Annotated in this window: 18 protein-coding genes and 5 tRNA genes; 10 read left to right on the forward strand and 13 right to left on the reverse strand. The window is 59.4% G+C overall.

Annotation, left to right across the window (positions count from 1 at the left end; genetic code table 11):
- Positions 1-70 precede the first annotated feature (70 nt).
- On the forward strand, positions 71-1558 hold the full coding sequence (tig, locus tag AC13RM_RS08540; RefSeq protein ID WP_374817052.1) for a trigger factor: 1488 nt from the start codon (positions 71-73) through the stop codon (positions 1556-1558).
- A 134-nt stretch (positions 1559-1692) separates the two neighbouring features.
- Here the strand turns inward: tig and AC13RM_RS08545 are convergent, their stop codons facing one another.
- From AC13RM_RS08545 to phaC, 7 genes are all read right to left on the reverse strand, one after another.
- On the reverse strand, positions 1693-2502 hold the full coding sequence (locus tag AC13RM_RS08545) for a phytanoyl-CoA dioxygenase family protein (RefSeq protein WP_374817053.1): 810 nt from the start codon (positions 2500-2502) through the stop codon (positions 1693-1695).
- A gap of 223 nt (positions 2503-2725) precedes the next feature.
- Entirely contained in the window at positions 2726-4129 is a 1404-nt protein-coding gene (gene sthA / locus AC13RM_RS08550; protein WP_374817055.1) for a Si-specific NAD(P)(+) transhydrogenase, read from the reverse strand.
- 108 nt (positions 4130-4237) lie between these two features.
- A complete protein-coding gene (locus tag AC13RM_RS08555; RefSeq protein WP_113233379.1) occupies positions 4238-4834 on the reverse strand; it encodes a dual specificity protein phosphatase family protein in 597 nt (198 codons plus the stop codon).
- A gap of 257 nt (positions 4835-5091) precedes the next feature.
- Positions 5092-5949, reverse strand: a complete 858-nt coding sequence (gene radC, locus AC13RM_RS08560) for a RadC family protein (RefSeq protein WP_113233380.1) — start codon at positions 5947-5949, stop codon at positions 5092-5094.
- Between the two features lie 3 nt (positions 5950-5952).
- The gene (gene map, locus AC13RM_RS08565; RefSeq protein ID WP_440478670.1) at positions 5953-6789 is read right to left on the reverse strand and encodes a type I methionyl aminopeptidase; all 837 of its coding nucleotides are present in this window, start codon (positions 6787-6789) and stop codon (positions 5953-5955) included.
- 2 nt (positions 6790-6791) lie between these two features.
- Positions 6792-7538 (reverse strand): DNA/RNA nuclease SfsA, encoded by a 747-nt coding sequence (gene sfsA / locus AC13RM_RS08570; protein ID WP_374817057.1) that lies wholly within the window; start codon positions 7536-7538, stop codon positions 6792-6794.
- A gap of 11 nt (positions 7539-7549) precedes the next feature.
- On the reverse strand, positions 7550-9397 hold the full coding sequence (gene phaC / locus AC13RM_RS08575; protein WP_374817058.1) for a class I poly(R)-hydroxyalkanoic acid synthase: 1848 nt from the start codon (positions 9395-9397) through the stop codon (positions 7550-7552).
- A 160-nt stretch (positions 9398-9557) separates the two neighbouring features.
- On the opposite strand from phaC, the gene AC13RM_RS08580 reads away from it, so the two are divergent.
- The 4 genes from AC13RM_RS08580 to recJ all read left to right on the forward strand — a co-directional run bounded on the left by AC13RM_RS08580 (position 9558) and on the right by recJ (position 14689).
- Positions 9558-10010: a hypothetical protein gene (locus AC13RM_RS08580; RefSeq protein ID WP_113233383.1), complete on the forward strand. Its 453-nt coding sequence runs from the start codon at positions 9558-9560 to the stop codon at positions 10008-10010.
- Between the two features lie 222 nt (positions 10011-10232).
- Positions 10233-11453 carry an LL-diaminopimelate aminotransferase gene (locus AC13RM_RS08585; protein ID WP_374817060.1) on the forward strand — a complete coding sequence of 407 codons (1221 nt, stop codon included), beginning with the start codon at positions 10233-10235 and terminating at the stop codon, positions 11451-11453.
- A gap of 56 nt (positions 11454-11509) precedes the next feature.
- Positions 11510-12829: a homoserine dehydrogenase gene (locus AC13RM_RS08590; protein WP_113233384.1), complete on the forward strand. Its 1320-nt coding sequence runs from the start codon at positions 11510-11512 to the stop codon at positions 12827-12829.
- Between the two features lie 54 nt (positions 12830-12883).
- Positions 12884-14689 (forward strand): single-stranded-DNA-specific exonuclease RecJ, encoded by a 1806-nt coding sequence (gene recJ, locus AC13RM_RS08595; protein ID WP_374817061.1) that lies wholly within the window; start codon positions 12884-12886, stop codon positions 14687-14689.
- Between the two features lie 75 nt (positions 14690-14764).
- Here recJ and AC13RM_RS08600 read toward each other — a convergent pair.
- From AC13RM_RS08600 to AC13RM_RS08620, 5 genes are all read right to left on the reverse strand, one after another.
- A tRNA-Glu gene (locus tag AC13RM_RS08600) sits at positions 14765-14839 on the reverse strand.
- Between the two features lie 128 nt (positions 14840-14967).
- A tRNA-Glu gene (locus AC13RM_RS08605) sits at positions 14968-15042 on the reverse strand.
- 83 nt (positions 15043-15125) lie between these two features.
- Positions 15126-15200 (reverse strand) — tRNA-Glu (locus AC13RM_RS08610).
- Between the two features lie 174 nt (positions 15201-15374).
- Positions 15375-16166, reverse strand: a complete 792-nt coding sequence (locus tag AC13RM_RS08615) for a hypothetical protein (protein WP_488554820.1) — start codon at positions 16164-16166, stop codon at positions 15375-15377.
- A gap of 205 nt (positions 16167-16371) precedes the next feature.
- On the reverse strand, positions 16372-16812 hold the full coding sequence (locus tag AC13RM_RS08620) for a VOC family protein (protein ID WP_374817063.1): 441 nt from the start codon (positions 16810-16812) through the stop codon (positions 16372-16374).
- A 197-nt stretch (positions 16813-17009) separates the two neighbouring features.
- On the opposite strand from AC13RM_RS08620, the gene AC13RM_RS08625 reads away from it, so the two are divergent.
- The 5 genes from AC13RM_RS08625 to AC13RM_RS08645 all read left to right on the forward strand — a co-directional run bounded on the left by AC13RM_RS08625 (position 17010) and on the right by AC13RM_RS08645 (position 18977).
- Entirely contained in the window at positions 17010-17588 is a 579-nt protein-coding gene (locus AC13RM_RS08625; RefSeq protein WP_015339721.1) for a cold-shock protein, read from the forward strand.
- A gap of 1 nt (position 17589) precedes the next feature.
- The gene (locus AC13RM_RS08630; protein ID WP_374817064.1) at positions 17590-18102 is read left to right on the forward strand and encodes a DUF192 domain-containing protein; all 513 of its coding nucleotides are present in this window, start codon (positions 17590-17592) and stop codon (positions 18100-18102) included.
- Positions 18103-18248: 146 nt separating this feature from the next.
- Positions 18249-18325: transfer RNA gene (locus tag AC13RM_RS08635), tRNA-Pro, on the forward strand.
- Positions 18326-18503: 178 nt separating this feature from the next.
- Positions 18504-18809 (forward strand): ETC complex I subunit, encoded by a 306-nt coding sequence (locus AC13RM_RS08640; protein ID WP_113233387.1) that lies wholly within the window; start codon positions 18504-18506, stop codon positions 18807-18809.
- Positions 18810-18900: 91 nt separating this feature from the next.
- A tRNA-Arg gene (locus AC13RM_RS08645) sits at positions 18901-18977 on the forward strand.
- A 98-nt stretch (positions 18978-19075) separates the two neighbouring features.
- Here the strand turns inward: AC13RM_RS08645 and AC13RM_RS08650 are convergent.
- A partial coding sequence (locus AC13RM_RS08650; RefSeq protein WP_488554821.1) for a hypothetical protein occupies positions 19076-19270 on the reverse strand: 195 nt, incomplete at its 5' end.

The raw sequence follows: 19270 nt of genomic DNA on the forward strand, positions 1-19270 counted from the left end.
ATTTTCCGGCGTCGTGCTCATCGAAACGAACGGCAGGCTGGGCACGGCCGCCATGAATGAAGGTAGGACAATGCAGGTTATCGAAACGCTCGCTGAAGGGCTGAAGCGCGAAATCAAGGTGGTCATCCCGGCCAAGGACATGGAAGTGCGCATGAACGAGCGCTTGGCCGAGGTCAAGGACAAGGTCCGCATCAACGGCTTCCGTCCGGGCAAGGTTCCGGTCTCGCACCTGAAGAAGGTCTACGGCAAGTCGATCATGGCCGATCTCGTCAACGAAATTGTTCGTGACCAGCCGCCGGCGATCCTGACCGAGCGCGGCGAAAAGTCGGCAACCCAGCCGGAAATCGCCATGACCGAAGACCAGGAAGAGGCTGAAAAGATCCTCTCCGCTCAAGCCGATTTCGAATTCACGCTGTCTTATGAAGTCATCCCGGCGATCGAACTGAAGCCGGTGGGCGGCATCAAGGTCACGCGCGAAGTCGCCGAGATCGGCGAAGACGAAGTGACCGAGCAGATCCTCAAGATCGCCGAAAGCGCCCGCAGCTACGAGGCCAAGAAGGGCAAGGCCGCCAATGGCGACCGCGTCACCATCGATTACCTCGGCAAGGTCGACGGCGTTGCTTTCGACGGCGGCAAGGATGAAGACTCGCAGCTCGTCCTCGGCTCCAACCGCTTCATCCCGGGCTTTGAAGAACAGCTCGTCGGCGTCAAGGCTGGCGATGAGAAGGTCATCACCGTAACCTTCCCGGCCGACTATCCGGCCAAGAACCTCGCCGGCAAGGAAGCCACCTTCGACATCAAGGTCAAGGAAGTTGCGGCTCCCGGCGACGTTGAAATCAACGACGAACTCGCCACCAAGCTCGGTCTGGAATCGGCCGACCGCCTGAAGGAGATCGTTCGCGGTCAGATCGAAAGCCAGTACGGCTCGGTTACCCGCCAGAAGGTTAAGCGTCAGATCCTCGACCAGCTCGACGAAATGTATCAGTTCGACACGCCGCAGAAGCTCGTCGACGCTGAATTCGCCAGCATTTGGCGCCAGATCGAAACCGACCTCAGCGAATCCGGCAAGACCTTCGAAGACGAAGACACCACGGAAGAAAAGGCTCGCGAAGAATATCGCAAGCTCGCCGAGCGCCGCGTTCGCCTCGGCCTCGTTCTCTCTGAAATCGGCGAGAAGGCCGGCGTCGAAGTCAGCGAAGACGAACTGCAGCGCGCGCTTTATGCCCAGCTGCAGCAGTTCCCGGGCCAGGAAAAGGAAATCCTGGAATTCTTCCGCAACACACCGGGCGCTTCCGCAAACCTGCGCGCGCCGATCTTCGAAGAAAAGGTCATCGATCACCTGCTGACCGAGGTCAACGTTACGGACAAGACCGTTTCCAAGGAAGCGCTGCTTGCCGACGACGAAGAAGAAGACAAGCCGGCCGCGAAGAAGGCTGCTCCGAAGAAGAAGGCTGCCAAGGCTGAAGTGACCGAAGCTGCCGCCGAAGGCGAAGAAGCCGCCGCTCCGAAGAAGAAGGCCGCTCCGAAGAAGAAGGCTGCTGAAGACAGCGCCGAATAATCGGCCTTTCTTCTGGACTGAAAGTAGGCCCTGCCGTTCGCGGCGGGGCCTTTTTGTTGTCGCTCACCCCGATCCTCTCCCAGCAAGCAGGGAGAGGATCGGGGTGAGGGCTACGAGCTGTCTGCTCGATGCGATTATTCCCTACCCAATGCGCGGCGGATGGCGATTTCCACCGGACTATAGGCTCCGTCGAGTCGCTCCAGCTGATAGGGCTTGGCAAGCCCGATCGAAGGTTGCGCCATGAAACGCGGCGCGGCTCCTCGATGCTTCTGTGCGGCATGAACGAGGAAGGGATGGCAGATGTAGACTGTACCGGCCTTTCCCGTTGCCAGTGTGTGAGGGCGGTCTGCTCCCATGTGCTCAAGCATCATATGAGAACGTCCGTGCTCTCCCGCAGGTTCGAGATAGCACGCCATATCCATATGGGAGCCGACGCGGATGCGGGTTGGCGCATCGTCTTCACCGACATCGGAAAACAAAAACAGCGTAAGTAGAGCGCGCCCTCGCGAGGTGACATTCACGCGCCAGGCCGAGAAGTCCGTTTTCTCGTCCGGATCGCAATCGTCACCCGGAAAGCTGAGGTCGACATGCCAGCCGGCATCGCCGGGATCGTCCGGATGCGGGAACCGGACAGGGAAGGTACCCAGCCCATCTCTTGGCAGCCATCGCCCCCGCCCGACCAGTTGATCGAAAGCGGTGTGCAAAATGGGCATGTTGGCGATGGTGCGGAATGGCTCGCCGCCATAGCCCGGCAGCCGGATGACCGGAAATCTCCAACTTGCCGGATCGTGCTCGCTGCAGGGAATATCGCGCCACATGATGGCGCGGGCTTTGGCAGCCTGTTCCCGTGAAAACGCACCATCGATGCGTATAAAACCATGTTCAATGAAATCGTTTACCTGCGCGTCGGAAAGCGCAGCCGGATACTGTCTTTGGGATGGCATGAAATCTCTCTCGATCATCGCGCCGTTTTTCGCCCTTCCTGTGCGGGCATCACGGCTGTTTAGGCAAAGACCTACCCGGCCTTGCGGCCGTTGAGGCGGTCTCGTCTTCATTTGGCTGCAAGCCTGGGGATCAGCGGCTTATGAAGAAGACCGAAGCGATGTTGAGAATGCTCATCATGCCGACAGGCTAGTGAGCTCCGTCGGCATGGTCAATACTGACCTATTAAAGTTCCGACTTGATGTCGCCCATGCGGTTCCAAGCGTCGAGGCCGGCGATTTTATAGGCTTCGGCAAGCGTCGGATAGTTGAAGGTGTTTTCGACGAAATATTCGACGGTGCCCTTGAGGTTCAGCACGGCCTGGCCGATGTGCACGAGTTCGGTGGCGCCTTCGCCTACGATGTGGACGCCGAGCAGACGGCGTGTCTTCAGTGAGAAGATCATCTTCAGCAAGCCGGTATCGAGGCCCATGATGTGTCCGCGCGACGTCTCGCGGAAGCGGGCGATACCGCATTCATAGGGGATATGCCGCTCCTTGACCTCTTCTTCCGACAGGCCGCAGGTGGAAATCTCCGGCACGGCATAGATGCCGTAGGGGAAGTATTTCGGCGGCTCCTTGGCGATGGCGCCGACGGCAACGCGGGCGGCGATGCGGCCCTGTTCCATCGAGGTGGAGGCGAGGCTCGGGAAGCCGACGACATCGCCGGCGGCGAAGATATGCGGAACCTTGGTGGCGAAGGTTTCCGGATTGACGCTCAGGCGGCCGCGCGCATCGGCTTCGAGGCCGGCTGCAGCAAGATTAAGGGTATCGGTTGCACCCATGCGTCCGGCGGCGAAGAGCACCATGTCCGTGGTGATGCGGCGGCCATTGTCCAGCGTCAGTTCGACCTTGCCGTTCTGCCGCTCCACCTTCTCGGCTTTCTGGCCGAGCAGCAGCTTCATGTTGCGATCGCGCAGCTGATAGGTGAAGTCCTCGACGATCTCTTTGTCGATGAAGTCGAGCATGGTCGATTTCGGATCGATCAGCGTCACCTGCGTATCGAGCGCGCTGAAGATCGTCGCATATTCGATGCCGATAACGCCGGCGCCGATGACGACCATGGAGCGCGGCAGCTGCTCGATATCGAGCAGTTCGTCGCTGTCGAGAACCGTCTTGCCGTCGAAGGGCATGTAATCTGGACGGAAGGGCTTGGTGCCGACTGCAAGCAGGATGCCGGCGGCGGATACGGTGACGACCTCGCCATCATCCTTGACGATCTGCATCGTCTGCGGATCGACGAAGCTCGCCTTGCCTCTGATGTGCTGCACGCGATTGCGGGCGAACTGGTGTTCCAGCACCTCGACTTCGTGGTCGAGGGTGATCAGCAGACGTCGGCGCAAATCTTCGGCGCTGATTTCCTGTTTGACGCGATAGGCGCGGCCGTAGAAGCCGCGTTCTCGCCAGCCGGAAAGGTTGAGCGCGGTTTCGCGCAGCGTCTTGGAGGGAATGGTACCGGTGTGGACCGAGACGCCGCCGACCCGTTTGCCTTGCTCGACGACGAGCACCTTCTTGCCGAGTTTGGCGGCTTGGATAGCGCCTCTGCGGCCGGCAGGGCCGCTACCTACGACTAGGAGATCGAATTGGTCCATCGGAAAGCCTCGGATGACTGGAATGGGGAATCAATGTCGCAATGCAACATGCTCCGTCAACCGGTAGCTTCTCAATGTTACAGATTATCTAACGGGAAAGTTTGGTGTTCACGACGCCGAAAGGCCGAGCCAGGGTTCCAGCTTCTCGAAAGTACGGTCCATGGCATAGGCACGCGTGAAGGAGAACGGCAAGTGACCATAGATGATCGACATCTGGCCCTCTGCGGTAGCCTCATTCGTCTTGGCAATGGCGGCAAGGTAAAGTGCGGAGGCTAGACCGGTTCTGTCCGCTCCGGCCTGGCAATGAATGAGGATCGGCTTCGGCGCATTCCGCATGATCTCGACAAGCTGCGCGGCTTGCGCCTGGGTCAACTCTCGGGCCGAAGACATATGGAAATCGATATGGCCGATGTTGAGCGCTTTCGCCTCGGCGATTTCGGTATCGTACCAATGGTGCCCGCTATTGTCGCCACGCAGGTTGATAATGGTTCTGATGCCGTATTGCTTCTGAAACTCGGCGATGTTGGTGGCCGACGGCTGCGAAGAGCGGTAGAGCTCACCGGCGATGACCGGATGGAAATTCGTCGTCCAGAGCATGTGAGCATAGAAGCCGCCGGCAACCACGAGGAAAGCGCCTGCCGCGACAAGCGCGCCGCGACCGATAGAAAGGAGGCGATGAGCAAGCACTGGCGACATCTTCGGCATTCGATCTCCACATGGCCGACGCCCGCAGCGGATAGGCCAAATCAAAACAATAGCTTCCGCCGGTGTATATGCCGATCGGATGCGATGATCTTTCTGCCAGATGATGCTGACGCTGAACTGAAAAATTGGAGCGGCGATCGCAACGGCAAATTCGGAGGACCCGTAAATATACGGTTTATGCCGAATCCATATTATCATTTAATATCAAATTGATGCTGTGATTTCTTAAATATATTTATCGCTTTTGATGCGAAATTCTAAATTAAACGTAATGCACGAAAACTGACATGACCGTTCTTGCCGATAATAACGTGGTCGTGAACAGTGATGCCTAACGGCTTGGCTGTATCGATGATGGTCTTCGTCATGTCGATATCGGCGCGAGATGGGGTCGGATCACCGGACGGATGGTTATGGACCAGAATCACGGCAGAAGCGGAAAGCTCCAGCGCGCGTTTGACGACCTCGCGGGGATAGACTGGCGTATGATCGATCGTGCCGAAGCCCTGCACCTCGTCGGCGATCAAAGCATTGCGCTTGTCGAGAAACAAAAGGCGGAACTGCTCGCGGGCTTCGTGAGCCATGGCGGCATGACAGTAATCGATAAGCGCTTTCCAGGAGGAAAGCACCGGCTTGCCGGTCAACTCGCTTTTCAGCATGCGCTGCGCGACGCTTGCGACCAGCTTTAGGTCGAGGGCAACCGCGTCGCCGACGCCGCTGACCTCCGTCAACAGGTTGACCGGCGCGCCGAATACACCGCCAAGCGTGCCGAAGCGGGCAAGCAACGCCTTGGCGATTGGTTTCGTGTCGCGTCGTGGGATCAGCCGGAAAAGCAAGAGCTCGAGAATTTCGTAGTCCGCCAATGCCGCATCGCCACCGTCGCGATAGCGATTGCGCAACCGGTCGCGGTGACCATGATAATGAGCTTCGACGTTGGTTGGCGCGGATTTGGCTGGTGGAGCGGATTTGGAAGTCTGCGAGGCGGGCTTGGCAGGCTGCTGGGGGAAGAACAGCCGCTCGTCCAGCAGTGGAGCTTCTTCCAAAGTCTCCAGCTTCCCGCCTCTTTCGAGGGGCATGTCGCCATGTCCGTTGGAAGAAGCGGGACGTTTCGCCATGAATTATCCCTGCAGCGGCGGCAGGCCGGGACGGTCGAGGCCGCCCGGCGACAGGGTGAAGATCTCGCAGCCCGCCGCCGTGACGCCGACCGTATGTTCGTACTGGGCCGAAAGCGAGCGGTCGCGGGTGACGGCCGTCCAGCCGTCGCCGAGCACTTTCACATGCGGCTTACCGAGATTGATCATCGGTTCGATGGTGAAGATCATGCCTTCGCGCAATTCCGGTCCATCATTGACGCGGCCATAATGCAGGATGTTCGGCGAGTCATGGAAGAGGCTGCCGACGCCATGGCCGCAGAAATCGCGAACGACCGAGCAGCGCTCGCCCTCGGCATAGGTCTGGATCGCCTCGCCGATGGCGCCGGTGCGGGCACCGGGACGCACGGCGGCAATGCCGCGCATCAGGGATTCATAGGTAACTTCCAGCAGCCGTTCGGCTGAGCGCTTGATTTCGCCGACCGGATACATGCGGCTCGAATCGCCGTGCCAGCCCTCGAGCACATAGGTCACGTCGATATTGACGATATCGCCCTCGCGCAGCGGCTTGTCGTTGGGAATGCCGTGGCAGACAACGTGGTTGATCGACGTACAGGAGGATTTCATGTAGCCGCGATAGTTCAGCGTCGCCGGATAAGCGCCGTGATCCATGCCGAATTCGAAAACGAACCGGTCGATAACATCGGTCGGCACACCAGGCTTGACGATCGCGGCCAGTTCATCGAGGCAGCGGGCGGTCAACTGGCATGCCTTGCGCATTCCTGCAAAGGCATCCTGCCCGTAGATGCGGATAGCGCCCGTATTCTTCGCCGGCGCCGTTGCCGCTTCGATGTAGTTCACCATGGTCAGCCTTCGGTAGAGATCTTAAACTGTTCTAATGCAGCTATGCCGGGTTCGTCTATCGGGATCAACCCGGCAGGCGCGATTTCCGTCGGCGAGACCCTGCATTTCAGCGCATAGACTTCGACGTCACGCGCCAAAGCACGGTCAAACGCCCGGGCGTAGACCGGATCGAGATCGCCACAGATCCGGAAGCGATCGCAATCATTGCGCTGAATCACGAACAACATGACGGCGCGGAAACCAGCCTCGGCCATATCGCCGAGTTCTTCCAGATGCTTGGCGCCGCGTGCCGTCGCCGTATCGGGGAACTCTGCAAGACCCGGCTGCCGCATGAAATGGACGTTTTTCACCTCGACATAGGTGGTTGTCCGCAAAGGGTCGGTCAAGAGTAGGTCTATGCGGGAGTTGCGGCCGTAGTTCTGCTCGCGCCTGACTGTCGTGTACTTGCCGAGATCGGAGACTTGCCCAAGCGCGATCGCTTCCGCCGCGATGCGGTTTGGCATGGCGGTATTGACGCCGACCGTAGTGTCGTCGGCTTCGATCAGCTCGAAGACATGACGGTATTTTCGCTTCGCGCCCTCGTGTTCGGAAAGCCAGATGCGCGAACCGGGTGTTGTCAGTCCAAGCATTGATCCGGTATTGGGGCAGGAGCCGGTGATGAAGGTGCCGTCCTCCAGCTCGGCATCGAAGAGGAAGCGCTTGTAGCGCGAAATCAGGCGGGCAGGGATGAGAAGCGAAGGAAATTGCATAATAGGGTGACTTATGCCCGTTCCATGACGAAGCTGCCGGGTGCCTCCTCAAGCGCATTGAGGGCCTTGCCGCCTGGTTGGCGCGCTGCCGCCATGCGATGGTCTTGCGCGAGGATCCAGGCATGCCAATGCGGCCACCAGGAGCCAGGCGTCTCCTTTGCCCCGGCGAGCCATTCCTCATAGTCGCCGCCGGTCGGGCCTCCCGTCCAGAACTGGTATTTATGCTTGTCGGGCGGATTGACGACGCCGGCAATGTGACCGGAGCCGGTCACCACAAACTCCACCGGACCACCGAAATACTGGCTGCCGACGAAGACGGATTTGGCCGGCGCGATATGATCCTCGCGCGTTGCCAGATTGTAGACCGGGATGCGCACGTCCTTCAGCGACAGCGTCTTGCCGTCGAGCACCATTTTGCCCTGGCTCAATGCATTGTTGAGGTAGCAGTTGCGCAGGTAGAACGAATGGTTGGCAGCCGCCATGCGCGTGGAATCGGCATTCCAGAACAGGAGGTCGAAGGGTAGGGGTTCCTGTCCCTTCAGATAGTTATTGACGAAATAGGGCCAGATCAGTTCGGAGGCGCGCAGCATATTGAAGGCCGTCGCCATCTTCGAGCCTTCGAGATAGCCGAGCACATTCATCTGCTCTTCGAGTGCCGCAATCTGCTCTTCATCGACGAAAACCTTCAGATCGCCGGCGAAGGTGAAATCGACCTGCGTCGTCAGGAAGGTAACTGTGCGGATGCGTTTGTTCTTTTCCTTGGCGTGGAGGGCAAGCGTGGCCGCGAGCAGCGTGCCGCCGACGCAATATCCGACAGCATTCACCTCTTGCTCGCCCGTTGCCTTTTCGACCGCCTCAAGGGCGAAATCGATGCCCTCGCGGGCATAGGAGGTCCAGTCCTTCGCCGCATGACGATGGTCGGGGTTCACCCAGGAAATGACGAAGACTGTGTGACCCTGCTCGACACACCATTTGATGAAGGATTTCTGCGGGTTGAGATCCAGAATGTAGAATTTGTTGATCCAGGGCGGGCAGATCAGCAACGGCCGCTTCAACACCTTGTCCGTCGCCGGCTCATATTGGATCACCTGGCAGACATCGCTTTGTGCGATCACCTTGCCTGGAGTCAGCGCCATGTCGCGGCCGACCGCGAATTTCGTCATGTCCGTTTGCCGCAGCCGCAGCTCGCCGTGGCCTAGGCTGATATCCTCCGCCAGCATCTTCATGCCGCGTACGAGATTCTCGGCATTGGAAGCGATGGTTTCGCGGTAGACCTGCGGATTCGTCGCGACAAAATTGGTCGGCGAAAAGGCGGCGGTGATCTGCTTCGTGTAGAACGCCGCCTTGTGACGCGTATGCTCGTCCAGCCCCTCCGCTTCGCCAACCAGCTTTTCCGCCCAGTTCGACGTCAGAAGATAGGTCTGCTTCAGGAAATCGAAGAAGGGGTTCTTCTGCCAGTCTTCATCGGCAAAGCGCCTGTCCTTCACCGGTTCGGCTTCGACCTCGGCGGACGAATCGCCGCTGAGACGCTGCATGGTTTTCGTCCACAGGCCGAAATAGCCCGACAGAAGATGCGTTTGCGCTTCCAGCGTCCTACGCGGGTCGGAAAGCCAGTATTCGCCGACCTTGGAGAGCGTCTTGACCATGTCGGTGAAGGGATCGGCAACCGTGTCGACCTTCTCGCCGCGTTCACGCGGCGCAAGCCAGGCCGAGGCTGCCTTGCCGAGATTTTCCAGCGCACGGGCAAAGTTGACGGCCATCGCTTCGGGATCCCTGACGATGTAAGGCTCGACTGACTTTGGATCAAAGCCGGGGAAGCCGCCATTGCCTTCATTCTTGTCCCGCTTGCTGTCGGTCACGCATCATCCTCCCGGCGGCAGCTCGTGTCTTGTTTTCCATTTGTACATCTTGCGGGAAAAGGAATACAAGTCGAATGAAACGCAACCCTGCTCTTGCTTTGCTGCTGCGACAAATTTAACAGTCGCAACCCACAGCAAGGAATAGCGCAGGAAGACAATTATGGGCGGCGGCATGGTGGCAAGACTGAACCGGTATTCCGTACTCTGCGGTGCAATGTGCGGAATTCTCGCATTGACGCTCGCGGGCTGCTCGACGCCCGAGGAAAAGGCGGCCTTCGCCAAGCGCAAGCAGCCGCCTCAGGCTGTCATCGTAAAACCCGCCAAGGGCACGCCGGTGGTGGAAACCAGCACGCAGCAATATTACAAGGACGGCTATCCTTCCTTCAACGCGCCGCCGACCGCGGCAAACGTCCAGATCAACGATCAGCAGGCCGGCGATCTGGCTAAGCAGCTGACGGCACTTGGATCGCAGCGCAAGGCTGGCGCGATTTCTGAGGCCGAGTACCAGAAGCGCGTCGCCGAGATGCGCAAGCTCGCAGCCGAACATGGCCAGGATACGCTGCAGGAAATTCAGAAAGAGGGCAGCGCACAGCCGGCCCCGACGCAGAATTAACCTTGCGTTTCAGGCGATTTGGACGCAAAGCGTTCGGATAGGCCGAATTTGGATGTATCTGGCCGGCGGATTGCACTTTGCGTGCATAGCCGCCCAAGATTCACCTTATCTTTCGAGATAGCATGAATACGGCGCCGCGAGTCCCAAGTTCGTATCGCGGCTGGCCGGGAGATCAACGAACTTCAGCGCGGTTTTGAGGGCCGCTGTCCCATGGGGAAAGAAATGGAAGAGTTTCATAAAGTCCGGCGTTTGCCGCCCTACGTTTTCGAACAGGTCAACCGTTTGAAAGCGAGCGCGCGAGCGGGCGGGGCGGACATTATCGACCTCGGCATGGGCAATCCAGATCTTCCGACCCCCAAGGCGATCGTCGACAAGCTGTGCGAAGTAGTCCAGGACCCGCGCACGCATCGCTATTCCTCCTCCAAAGGCATTCCAGGCCTGCGTCGTGCCCAGGCCGCCTATTATGCCCGTCGCTTCGGCGTGAAGCTCAATCCGGATACGCAGGTGGTCGCCACCCTCGGCTCCAAGGAAGGCTTCGCCAATATGGCGCAGGCGATCACGGCGCCGGGCGACGTCATCCTCTGCCCGAACCCGACCTATCCGATCCATGCCTTCGGATTCCTTATGGCCGGCGGCGTGATCCGTTCGATCCCGGTCGAGCCGGACGACAGCTTCTTCCCGCCTCTGGAGCGGGCCGTGCGCCACTCGATCCCGAAGCCACTTGCGCTCATCCTGAACTATCCGTCGAACCCGACGGCCTATGTCGCGGCGCTCGATTTCTACAAGGAAGTCGTCGCCTTCGCCAAGAAGCACGACATCATCGTGCTTTCGGATCTGGCCTATTCGGAAATCTACTTTGACGACGCGCCGCCGCCGTCGGTGTTGGAGGTTCCGGGCGCCATCGACGTGACGGTCGAGTTCACCTCGATGTCGAAAACCTTCTCCATGCCCGGCTGGCGCATGGGCTTCGCCGTCGGCAACGAGCGGCTGATTGCGGCGCTGACGCGCGTGAAGTCCTACCTCGATTACGGCGCCTTCACGCCGATCCAGGTAGCAGCGACCCACGCCCTGAACGGCGATGGTTCCGACATCGCTGAAGTGCGCAGCATCTACAAGCGTCGTCGCGATGTTCTGGTCGATAGCTTCGGCAAGGCCGGCTTCGATGTGCCGCCGCCGGCCGCGACGATGTTTGCCTGGGCGAAGATCCCGGAAAAGTTCCGTCATCTCGGCTCGCTGGAGTTCTCCAAGCTGCTGGTCGAGAAGGCCGACATCGCGGTTGCTCCGGGCATCGGCTTTGGCGAGCAGGGCGACGATTATGTCCGCATCGCGCTTGTTGAAAACGAGCATCGCATCCGTCAGGCGGCGCGCAACCTGAAGCGCTTCCTCTCCTCTGCGGACGAGACGATGCACAATGTCATTTCGCTGAACGCTCACCGTTCATAATATCGCGCGGCAGCCGTTTCCGCGGCTGCCGTCCCAATACTGATCAGGAATTTTCCATGGCAGATGCCCTCAAAATCGGCATTGCGGGCTTGGGCACCGTTGGTGCCTCGCTCGTCCGCATCATCCAGAGCCGCGCTAACGAGCTTGCCGTTACCTGCGGTCGTCCCGTCAAGATCGTCGCCGTCACAGCGCGCGATCGCACGCGGGATCGCGGCATCGATCTAACGGGTATTGAATGGTTCGGCGGTCCGGTCGATCTGGCGCAGAAGGCCGATATCGACGTCTTCGTCGAGCTGATTGGCGGCTCCGAGGGTGCTGCTAACGCTGCCGTGCGTGCGGCGCTTGCACGCGGCCTGCATGTCGTCACAGCCAACAAGGCGCTGCTTGCCTATCACGGTGTCGAGCTTGCGCAGATCGCCGAAGAAAAGGGCGCGCTGCTGAATTTCGAAGCGGCCGTTGCCGGTGGCATTCCGGTCATCAAGGCCCTACGCGAATCCCTGACCGGCAATACGATTTCCCGCGTCTATGGCATCATGAACGGCACCTGCAACTACATCCTGACCCGGATGGAGAAGGAAGGCCTGTCCTTCGCCGATTGCCTCAAGGAAGCCCAGCGCCTCGGCTATGCCGAAGCCGATCCGGCTTTCGACATCGAGGGCAACGACACGGCGCATAAGCTCGCCATCCTGACGACGCTTGCCTTCGGCAATCGCATCGCGGCCGACGACATCTATCTCGAAGGGATCACCAACGTCTCCATCGAGGATATCCGCGCTGCTGCCGATCTCGGCTACCGTATCAAGCTGCTCGGTGTTGCCCAACGCACCGAAAGCGGTATTGAGCAGCGCGTGCATCCGACCATGGTGCCGCTCGATTCGGTCATCGCCCAGGTCGATGGCGTCACCAATGCCGTGGCGATCGAATCCGATATCCTCGGCGAATTGCTGATGGTCGGCCCCGGCGCCGGCGGCAACGCGACGGCCTCCTCCGTCCTCGGCGACATCGCTGATATCGCCAAGAGTCGGCCGGGCGAACAGCGCGTACCGGTGCTCGGCCATCCGGCCAAGGCGCTCGAGCCCTACCGCAAGGCGCAGATGCAGAGCCATGAAGGCGGCTATTTCATCCGCCTGACCGTGCTCGACCGTACCGGCGTCTTTGCAAGTGTCGCGACCCGCATGGCGGAAAACCATATTTCACTCGAATCGATCGTGCAGCGCTCCAAGCAGCATCTGGCACCATCCGATCACCAGACGATCATCCTCGTCACCCACGCGACGACGGAGGATTCGGTGCGCAAGGCGGTTGCGGCAATCAAGAATGAAGGCTATCTCGTCGGCGAGCCGCAGGTCATCCGTATCGAACGGCCGAAAGAATAGTCTCAGTAGCGGCGGCGTACCTCAAAGGGACGCCGCTCTCAAATTCCGGGAGAGATGGTGGAGCAACCGGTCGATCCAGTTCAGCGGGCATTTCTGGGTGTCGAGCGCTCGGTATCAGGCAATCGCTGGGTATCCAGGCTCGATCAGGCTGGCCAGAACAGGGCGCTTGCCATTGCGCAGACACATGGCCTGCCGGAGCTGATCGCCCGCGTGCTTGCCGGCCGCGGCGTCGGCCTCGACGAAGCCATGGCCTTCCTTGATCCGACCATCCGCGGCCTAATGCCGGACCCGCATCTGCTGACCGATTGCGAAAAGGCTGCACGACGGCTGCTGCACGCGATCGGGAAGGGCGAGACAATCGCGATCTTCGGCGATTACGATGTCGACGGCGCTGCGTCCTCGGCGCTCATCTATCGCTTCCTGAGCCATTTCGGCGTTCCCGCCAGCATCTACATTCCCGATCGCATCTTCGAAGGCTACGGCCCCAATCCCACTGCCATCGGCCAGCTCATCGACAATGGCGCCACACTGATTGTCACGGTCGATTGCGGCTCCACCAGCTTTGAATCGCTTGAGGTGGCGAAGGCGCGCGGTATCGATGTCGTCGTCATCGATCACCATCAGGTGGCGCATGAGCTGCCGCCATGCCATGCACTGGTCAATCCAAACCGCGAGGATGATCTTTCGGGGCAGGGGCATCTCTGTGCCGCCGGCGTGGTCTTCATGGTTCTCGTCGCGGCCCTGCGGCTGTTGCGGGAGGCGGGCGATTCCCGCGTGCGATCCATCGATCTGCTTGCCTGGCTCGACATCGTCGCGCTTGCGACCGTCTGCGATGTCGTGCCGCTGAAGGGCTTGAACCGCGCCTATGTCGTCAAAGGACTGATCGCCGCCCGCCATCAGGGCAATCTCGGGCTCGCAGCACTGTTTCGCAAAGCCGGTCTCAACGGCCCCGTCTCGCCCTACCATTTCGGCTTCCTCATCGGTCCGCGCATCAATGCTGGCGGCCGCATTGGCGATGCGGCGCTCGGCGCGCGCCTGCTGACGCTGGACGACGGCGGCGAAGCGGAAACCATCGCCGCGAAGCTCGATGAGCTCAATCGCGAGAGACAGGCCATGGAGGCCGCCATGCTGCAGGAGGCCGAGGCAGAGGCCCTGGCGGAGTACGGCAATGGCGACGGCGCCTCCGTCATCATCACGGCGCGGGAGAACTGGCATCCGGGAATCGTCGGCCTAATTGCCTCACGTCTCAAGGATAAGCTCCGCCGGCCGGCCTTTGCCATTGCCTTCGATTCATCGGGCAAGGGCACAGGCTCCGGTCGCTCCATCAACGGCTTCGACATGGGTCGCATGGTGCGCGCAGCCGTCGATGCCGGTCTGCTGGTCAAGGGCGGCGGCCATGCGATGGCGGCCGGTCTAACGGTGGAGCGAAGCAACCTCGGCAAGCTGCGCGCCTTCTTCATGGAGAAGGCGGAGAAACAGGTGGCCGGTCTGGTTGCCAACGAAACGTTAAAGATTGACGGCGCGCTCGGCGCAAGCGGCGCGACCGTGGAGCTGATCGACAGGCTTGAGACCGCCGGCCCTTATGGTTCGGGCCATCCACAGCCCGTCTTCGCGCTTCCGAGCCACCGCTTGCGCGATTCTCGCCTCGTCGGCCAGTCGCATATCAAGATTACGCTGGAGGCGCAGGACGGTGGCCGGGTGGATGGCATCGCCTTCCGCGCGGCCGAGACGCCCTTGGGCGATCTGCTGATGTCGTCGCGCGGTGCACAGATCCATGTCGCCGGCACGCTCGGCGCCGATCACTGGCAGGGAAGTCGCCGCGTGCAGCTGCGCGTCACTGATGCGGCGAAAGCTCCGTAACGAAACGACGTCCGATATCGCATGAGCACAAAGGCGCTTTGCGAAGCAAAATCATCAATTTAAAAGGAGAAACAGTGGCACGCCCTAGGGGAGTCGAACCCCTCTTTACAGAATGAAAATCTGTCGTCCTAACCGATAGACGAAGGGCGCGTGCTGTGGCGCCCTTATAGTCAGCACCTTTCATTCCCGCAAGCGGAAAAACGAGAAAAATCGCAGAAAAATCTATGACTAGGCGATGATTTTTCGAGGTGCTTGTGGAAAACGTTGAGCCGCGCGGTTGGTACGCCCTAGGGGAGTCGAACCCCTCTTTACAGAATGAGAATCTGTCGTCCTAACCGATAGACGAAGGGCGCATGCTGCACGGCCTAGATAGGAATAGCCTATTGCGTCCGCAAGCGGTAGCTTAAATGAATCGACTATGGGAGAAGAACAACAGTGGCACGCCCTAGGGGAGTCGAACCCCTCTTTACAGAATGAAAATCTGTCGTCCTAACCGATAGACGAAGGGCGCGTTCAGCTGTTGTGTGGCGCGCTTATAGCGGGGTGATTTCATTCCCGCAAGCGGCAAATTTGCTTTTTTGTGGAAAAAAATGACAGATGGGTGAAACTATCCTCGGTGCTGAATAAGTGAGCCTTAACAGGCCCTTGCCGGCGACATCGAAGATTCCTTGGAAACGCGGGTCTTTTACTGACCGCTTGCGCCCTGCACGGGCTGAACCAATAGCTTGCCGTTTTGAGGCTGGTTCTTCGACGCGATGAACTGCGCCAGCGCCGCTGCCTGTCTGCCGTTCAACTCATGGACATTCGGGCCCGGCGTTGCCGCCGCTCCGGACGCCGTCACCTGGGCAATCGGCTGCGGCGAACCCGAGGCCGGCGAGGTCGCATTGCGAATGACGGGCGGGGGAAGCATGTCGGCCGATGTGCGGCCGTTCGGCACGGCGGCATCCATCGTCTGCGGCGCCGCTGTCTGCATAGCGGTTGATGGCGCGCTGTAAACGCTGCGCATCATCGGCGTGATCGCCTGGCCGCCGTCGGTCTGTGTCTTGGCAAGCGTCCCATCCGGATTGACGGCAATGGGCGGCGGTGCGGAAAAGATGCTGCTTCTGCTCGCATTGACGCCGGTCGGCTGCGTGACCAGGCCGGCAATACCGCTTTGCCCGTCCGCAGTCGGGGCCGTAGGCGCAGGATAGAGTGCCTGGTTCTGCTGGGCAACGATCTGCTGACGTGTACCGTTGACGCTGTGGACCATCGGATCACGATAGGCGACATCGGCCTTGCGTCGCCGCGCATCGGCCTTGCTGTTCATATCGGCTGCCAGCTGTTCTGCCACGGTCAATGGCACGACCGGCGTAGCTTGCGAAGTCTCGATCGGCTTTTTGGCCGTGGTCGCACAGCCGGCAATCATCACAAATGAGGCAAGAACGGCAATTGTGCTTGCTAGCTTCTTCCCGCCGTATAAAATCTGTTGATCGCACATAGGACGTTCCCTGCAAAAATGGCTTGCATCGGAACGGCCTCCTGCGAGGGACGACGATACCGCGCGCGCCGACTGGGAACGATGACTGCGCGATATCCGATGCATGATGCTTCGAGTCGTCCAAGCATGCCGGAGGATGGGCGTGGGCTGCAAGCGCGAAACGGATGGCTCCGCGCGTGCCGTAAGCCTCGCGAAAGCTTAGGCTTTACCAGGAGCCGGTGTTGGCCATGGAAGCCCAGGGCTCGGCCGAGGGAAGATTGGCGCCCTTCTGCAGGATCTCGATGGAAATGCCGTCCGGAGAACGCACGAAAGCCATGTGACCATCGCGGGGAGGACGGTTGATGGTGATGCCGTTGTCCATCAGCTTTTGGCAGGTCGCATAGATATCGTCGACTTCATAGGCGAGGTGGCCGAAATTGCGTCCTCCGCTATATTCCTCCGGGTCCCAGTTGTAGGTCAGTTCCAGGCTGGGGGCACCGTTGCTGCGAGATGATTCGGCGTCCTCCTCGGCCGCAAGGAAAACGAGCGTATAGCGACCTTTCTCGTTTTCGTAGCGGCGGGTTTCGGTAAGCCCGAATAGGGTGCTATAAAAATGCAACGAGGCGTCGAGATCGGTGACGCGGACCATCGTATGGAGATAACGCATTCTATTTCCTCTCTTAATGTTGAGCTGGGCGGATCTTCGATCGCGACACCAGCTTCGCGCAAGTCTTGGAGCAATAATCTTAGGGTGGGAATAAACGAAAACTAGGACTTGCGCTTTTCCGTTACCAAGATGTTAATCTTGATATCAGGGAATCAGTTAACCGTAACAGTGTGACGCGTAATCGAGGGCTGACTAGGATGGGTGACAGAATTTCATCGAAGGGAGTTGTCGACTTCGAGGAGATGTCGGGTGATACCGTCGAGCTCATCGAAATCTCAGGCGTCGTCAAATGGTTCGATGTCGCCAAGGGCTTCGGTTTCATCGTGCCTGACAATGGCATGCAGGATGTGCTTCTGCATGTGACGTGTCTACGCCGCGACGGTTATCAGACGATTCTCGAAGGAACCCGCATCGTCGCGCTGATCCAGCGCCGGGAGCGCGGTTATCAGGCGTTCAAGATCCTCTCCATGGACCAATCGACCGCGGTGCATCCCTCGCAGATGCCGCCTGTTCGCACGCATGTGCAGGTGACGGCGACGAGCGGTCTGGAGCGCGCGCTGGTCAAGTGGTTCAACCGCACCAAGGGCTTCGGCTTTCTGACGCGCGGCGAGGGCACCGAGGATATCTTCGTGCATATGGAAACGCTGCGTCGCTTCGGCCTGGCCGAGCTGCGGCCGGGGCAGGTGGTTCTTGTCCGCTTCGGACCGGGTGAAAAGGGCCTGATGGCGGCGGAAATCCACCCGGATGCGCCGAGCCCGGTCACGCGGCCACATTGACATGAACAAAGCCGGATTTCTTGGAATTTTGAAAAGCGCCATTTTGGCGCTTTTTCTCGTTGGGGCCATCGCTCCATCGTCTTTCGCGGCACAGAGCGCAGGGCAACAGTCGATGGCTTTCGATTCGGAACCGCTTTCGATCGCATCGCCCAAGGGCCAGACGCATAAATTCATCGTGGAACTGGCCTTGACGCCGCCACAGCTCGAATTGGGCCTCATGTATCGCGACAACATGCCGGCCGATCACGGCATGCTGTTTGATTTCGGCACGCCGCGGCCCGTCATGATGTGGATGAAGAACACCAAGTTGCCGCTCGACATGCTGTTTCTGGATCAGAAGGGTATCGTCACTCATATCCAGGAAAACGCCGTGCCCTATTCTGAAGCGATCATCAGCTCTGGCGGGCCGGTTGCCTATGTCATTGAGCTGAATGCCGGCATCGCTCGCAAACTCGGCCTCGCCGTTGGCGACAAGGTGACGAGTGCCACCATCTCGGCAAAGCTCGGTAAGTAAATTTCATCGGGGAAGATGTGCCGGCCGAGATTTTACCTGTTGCAGCGGGCAGATGAACCGTGTATCTCCCCACTGCGTTCCGCAGGACTAAGCGTTCGGCGGTGCGGAAATCAGCTCATGATCGCATTTTGATCATGCTGACGGTGCGGAGTGTAGCGCAGTCTGGTAGCGCATCTGGTTTGGGACCAGAGGGTCGGGAGTTCGAATCTCTCCACTCCGACCATTTAAAATCCCCTCATTGAAGTCTTTGAATTCGTCCCGGTGGCGGCTGCCTTTTTGCTTGAAAACAAAGGGATTCGCAGCTAAGCAAAAGTCGTGTTCGCGTGATCTGTAAGGGATCGCGCCAAGGCAAGAGAAGCAAGAAGGCGGATCATTCCGCTCGTATCGGAGGCGCTGCAGCAATGCCTGCCAAGATTTATCGTCCTGCAAAAACCGCCATGCAATCCGGCAAGGCCAAAACCAATATATGGGTTCTGGAGTTCGATCAGGAAACGCCGCGCAAGATCGATCCGATCATGGGCTATACGTCCTCGGGCGACATGCGCCAGCAGCTCAAGCTCACCTTCGAGACGCAGGAGCAGGCGGAAGACTACGCCAAGCGCAACGGTATCGAATACCGCGTCGTCGCTCCGAAGGATCCCATCCGGCAGACCGTCTCCTATTCCGACAACTTCCGCTTCAATCGTATCCAGCCCTGGACTCACTGAAGCCAGGCACTTATTGAACGCCGGCCATTGAGTTTGGCGGCGGTTTCAGGCATGTGTTGCCCGCCGCACCTAACGTGCGGCCAGGCCTTACGGCCCCTTAGCTCAGCTGGATAGAGCACTTGCCTTCTAAGCATGTGGTCGCAGGTTCGAATCCTGCAGGGGTCGCCATCTTCCCGATTGTCCATACCGAAGACATAGGTAACAGAGCGTACCTAAGACATCGGTGACACCTTTGGGCCGAAAGGGTTCGTTCTGGCTGTTCGCATTCAGTTCGCCACCGTCGGCCAGCCGCCGGCAGCTTTTGGCCTTGTAGCGTCGACCGCCATCTGGATAAGGTCGTAGCCGTACATTGCTCCGGCCAGCTTGATGACGATGATAGCGACACTCAAGAGAGCTAATCCGCCGATGATCCTGTCGCCTTTTTTCACGGCCCGCTTCCCCGACGTCTCGTGAATCCCGCG

This window comes from Martinezella sp. CNPSo 3732, assembly GCF_057784515.1.

What these genes read in the sequence shown, in the direction of transcription:
- tig (WP_374817052.1), top strand. Translation starts at nt 71, where the DNA reads ATGCAGGTTATCGAAACGCTCGCTGAAGGGCTGAAGCGCGAAATCAAG.
- AC13RM_RS08545 (WP_374817053.1), bottom strand. Translation starts at nt 2,502, where the DNA reads ATGCCATCCCAAAGACAGTATCCGGCTGCGCTTTCCGACGCGCAGGTA.
- sthA (WP_374817055.1), bottom strand. Translation starts at nt 4,129, where the DNA reads ATGGACCAATTCGATCTCCTAGTCGTAGGTAGCGGCCCTGCCGGCCGC.
- AC13RM_RS08555 (WP_113233379.1), bottom strand. Translation starts at nt 4,834, where the DNA reads ATGCCGAAGATGTCGCCAGTGCTTGCTCATCGCCTCCTTTCTATCGGT.
- radC (WP_113233380.1), bottom strand. Translation starts at nt 5,949, where the DNA reads ATGGCGAAACGTCCCGCTTCTTCCAACGGACATGGCGACATGCCCCTC.
- map (WP_440478670.1), bottom strand. Translation starts at nt 6,789, where the DNA reads ATGGTGAACTACATCGAAGCGGCAACGGCGCCGGCGAAGAATACGGGC.
- sfsA (WP_374817057.1), bottom strand. Translation starts at nt 7,538, where the DNA reads ATGCAATTTCCTTCGCTTCTCATCCCTGCCCGCCTGATTTCGCGCTAC.
- AC13RM_RS08580 (WP_113233383.1), top strand. Translation starts at nt 9,558, where the DNA reads ATGGGCGGCGGCATGGTGGCAAGACTGAACCGGTATTCCGTACTCTGC.
- AC13RM_RS08585 (WP_374817060.1), top strand. Translation starts at nt 10,233, where the DNA reads ATGGAAGAGTTTCATAAAGTCCGGCGTTTGCCGCCCTACGTTTTCGAA.
- AC13RM_RS08590 (WP_113233384.1), top strand. Translation starts at nt 11,510, where the DNA reads ATGGCAGATGCCCTCAAAATCGGCATTGCGGGCTTGGGCACCGTTGGT.
- recJ (WP_374817061.1), top strand. Translation starts at nt 12,884, where the DNA reads ATGGTGGAGCAACCGGTCGATCCAGTTCAGCGGGCATTTCTGGGTGTC.
- AC13RM_RS08615 (WP_488554820.1), bottom strand. Translation starts at nt 16,166, where the DNA reads ATGTGCGATCAACAGATTTTATACGGCGGGAAGAAGCTAGCAAGCACA.
- AC13RM_RS08620 (WP_374817063.1), bottom strand. Translation starts at nt 16,812, where the DNA reads ATGCGTTATCTCCATACGATGGTCCGCGTCACCGATCTCGACGCCTCG.
- AC13RM_RS08625 (WP_015339721.1), top strand. Translation starts at nt 17,010, where the DNA reads ATGGGTGACAGAATTTCATCGAAGGGAGTTGTCGACTTCGAGGAGATG.
- AC13RM_RS08630 (WP_374817064.1), top strand. Translation starts at nt 17,590, where the DNA reads ATGAACAAAGCCGGATTTCTTGGAATTTTGAAAAGCGCCATTTTGGCG.
- AC13RM_RS08640 (WP_113233387.1), top strand. Translation starts at nt 18,504, where the DNA reads ATGCCTGCCAAGATTTATCGTCCTGCAAAAACCGCCATGCAATCCGGC.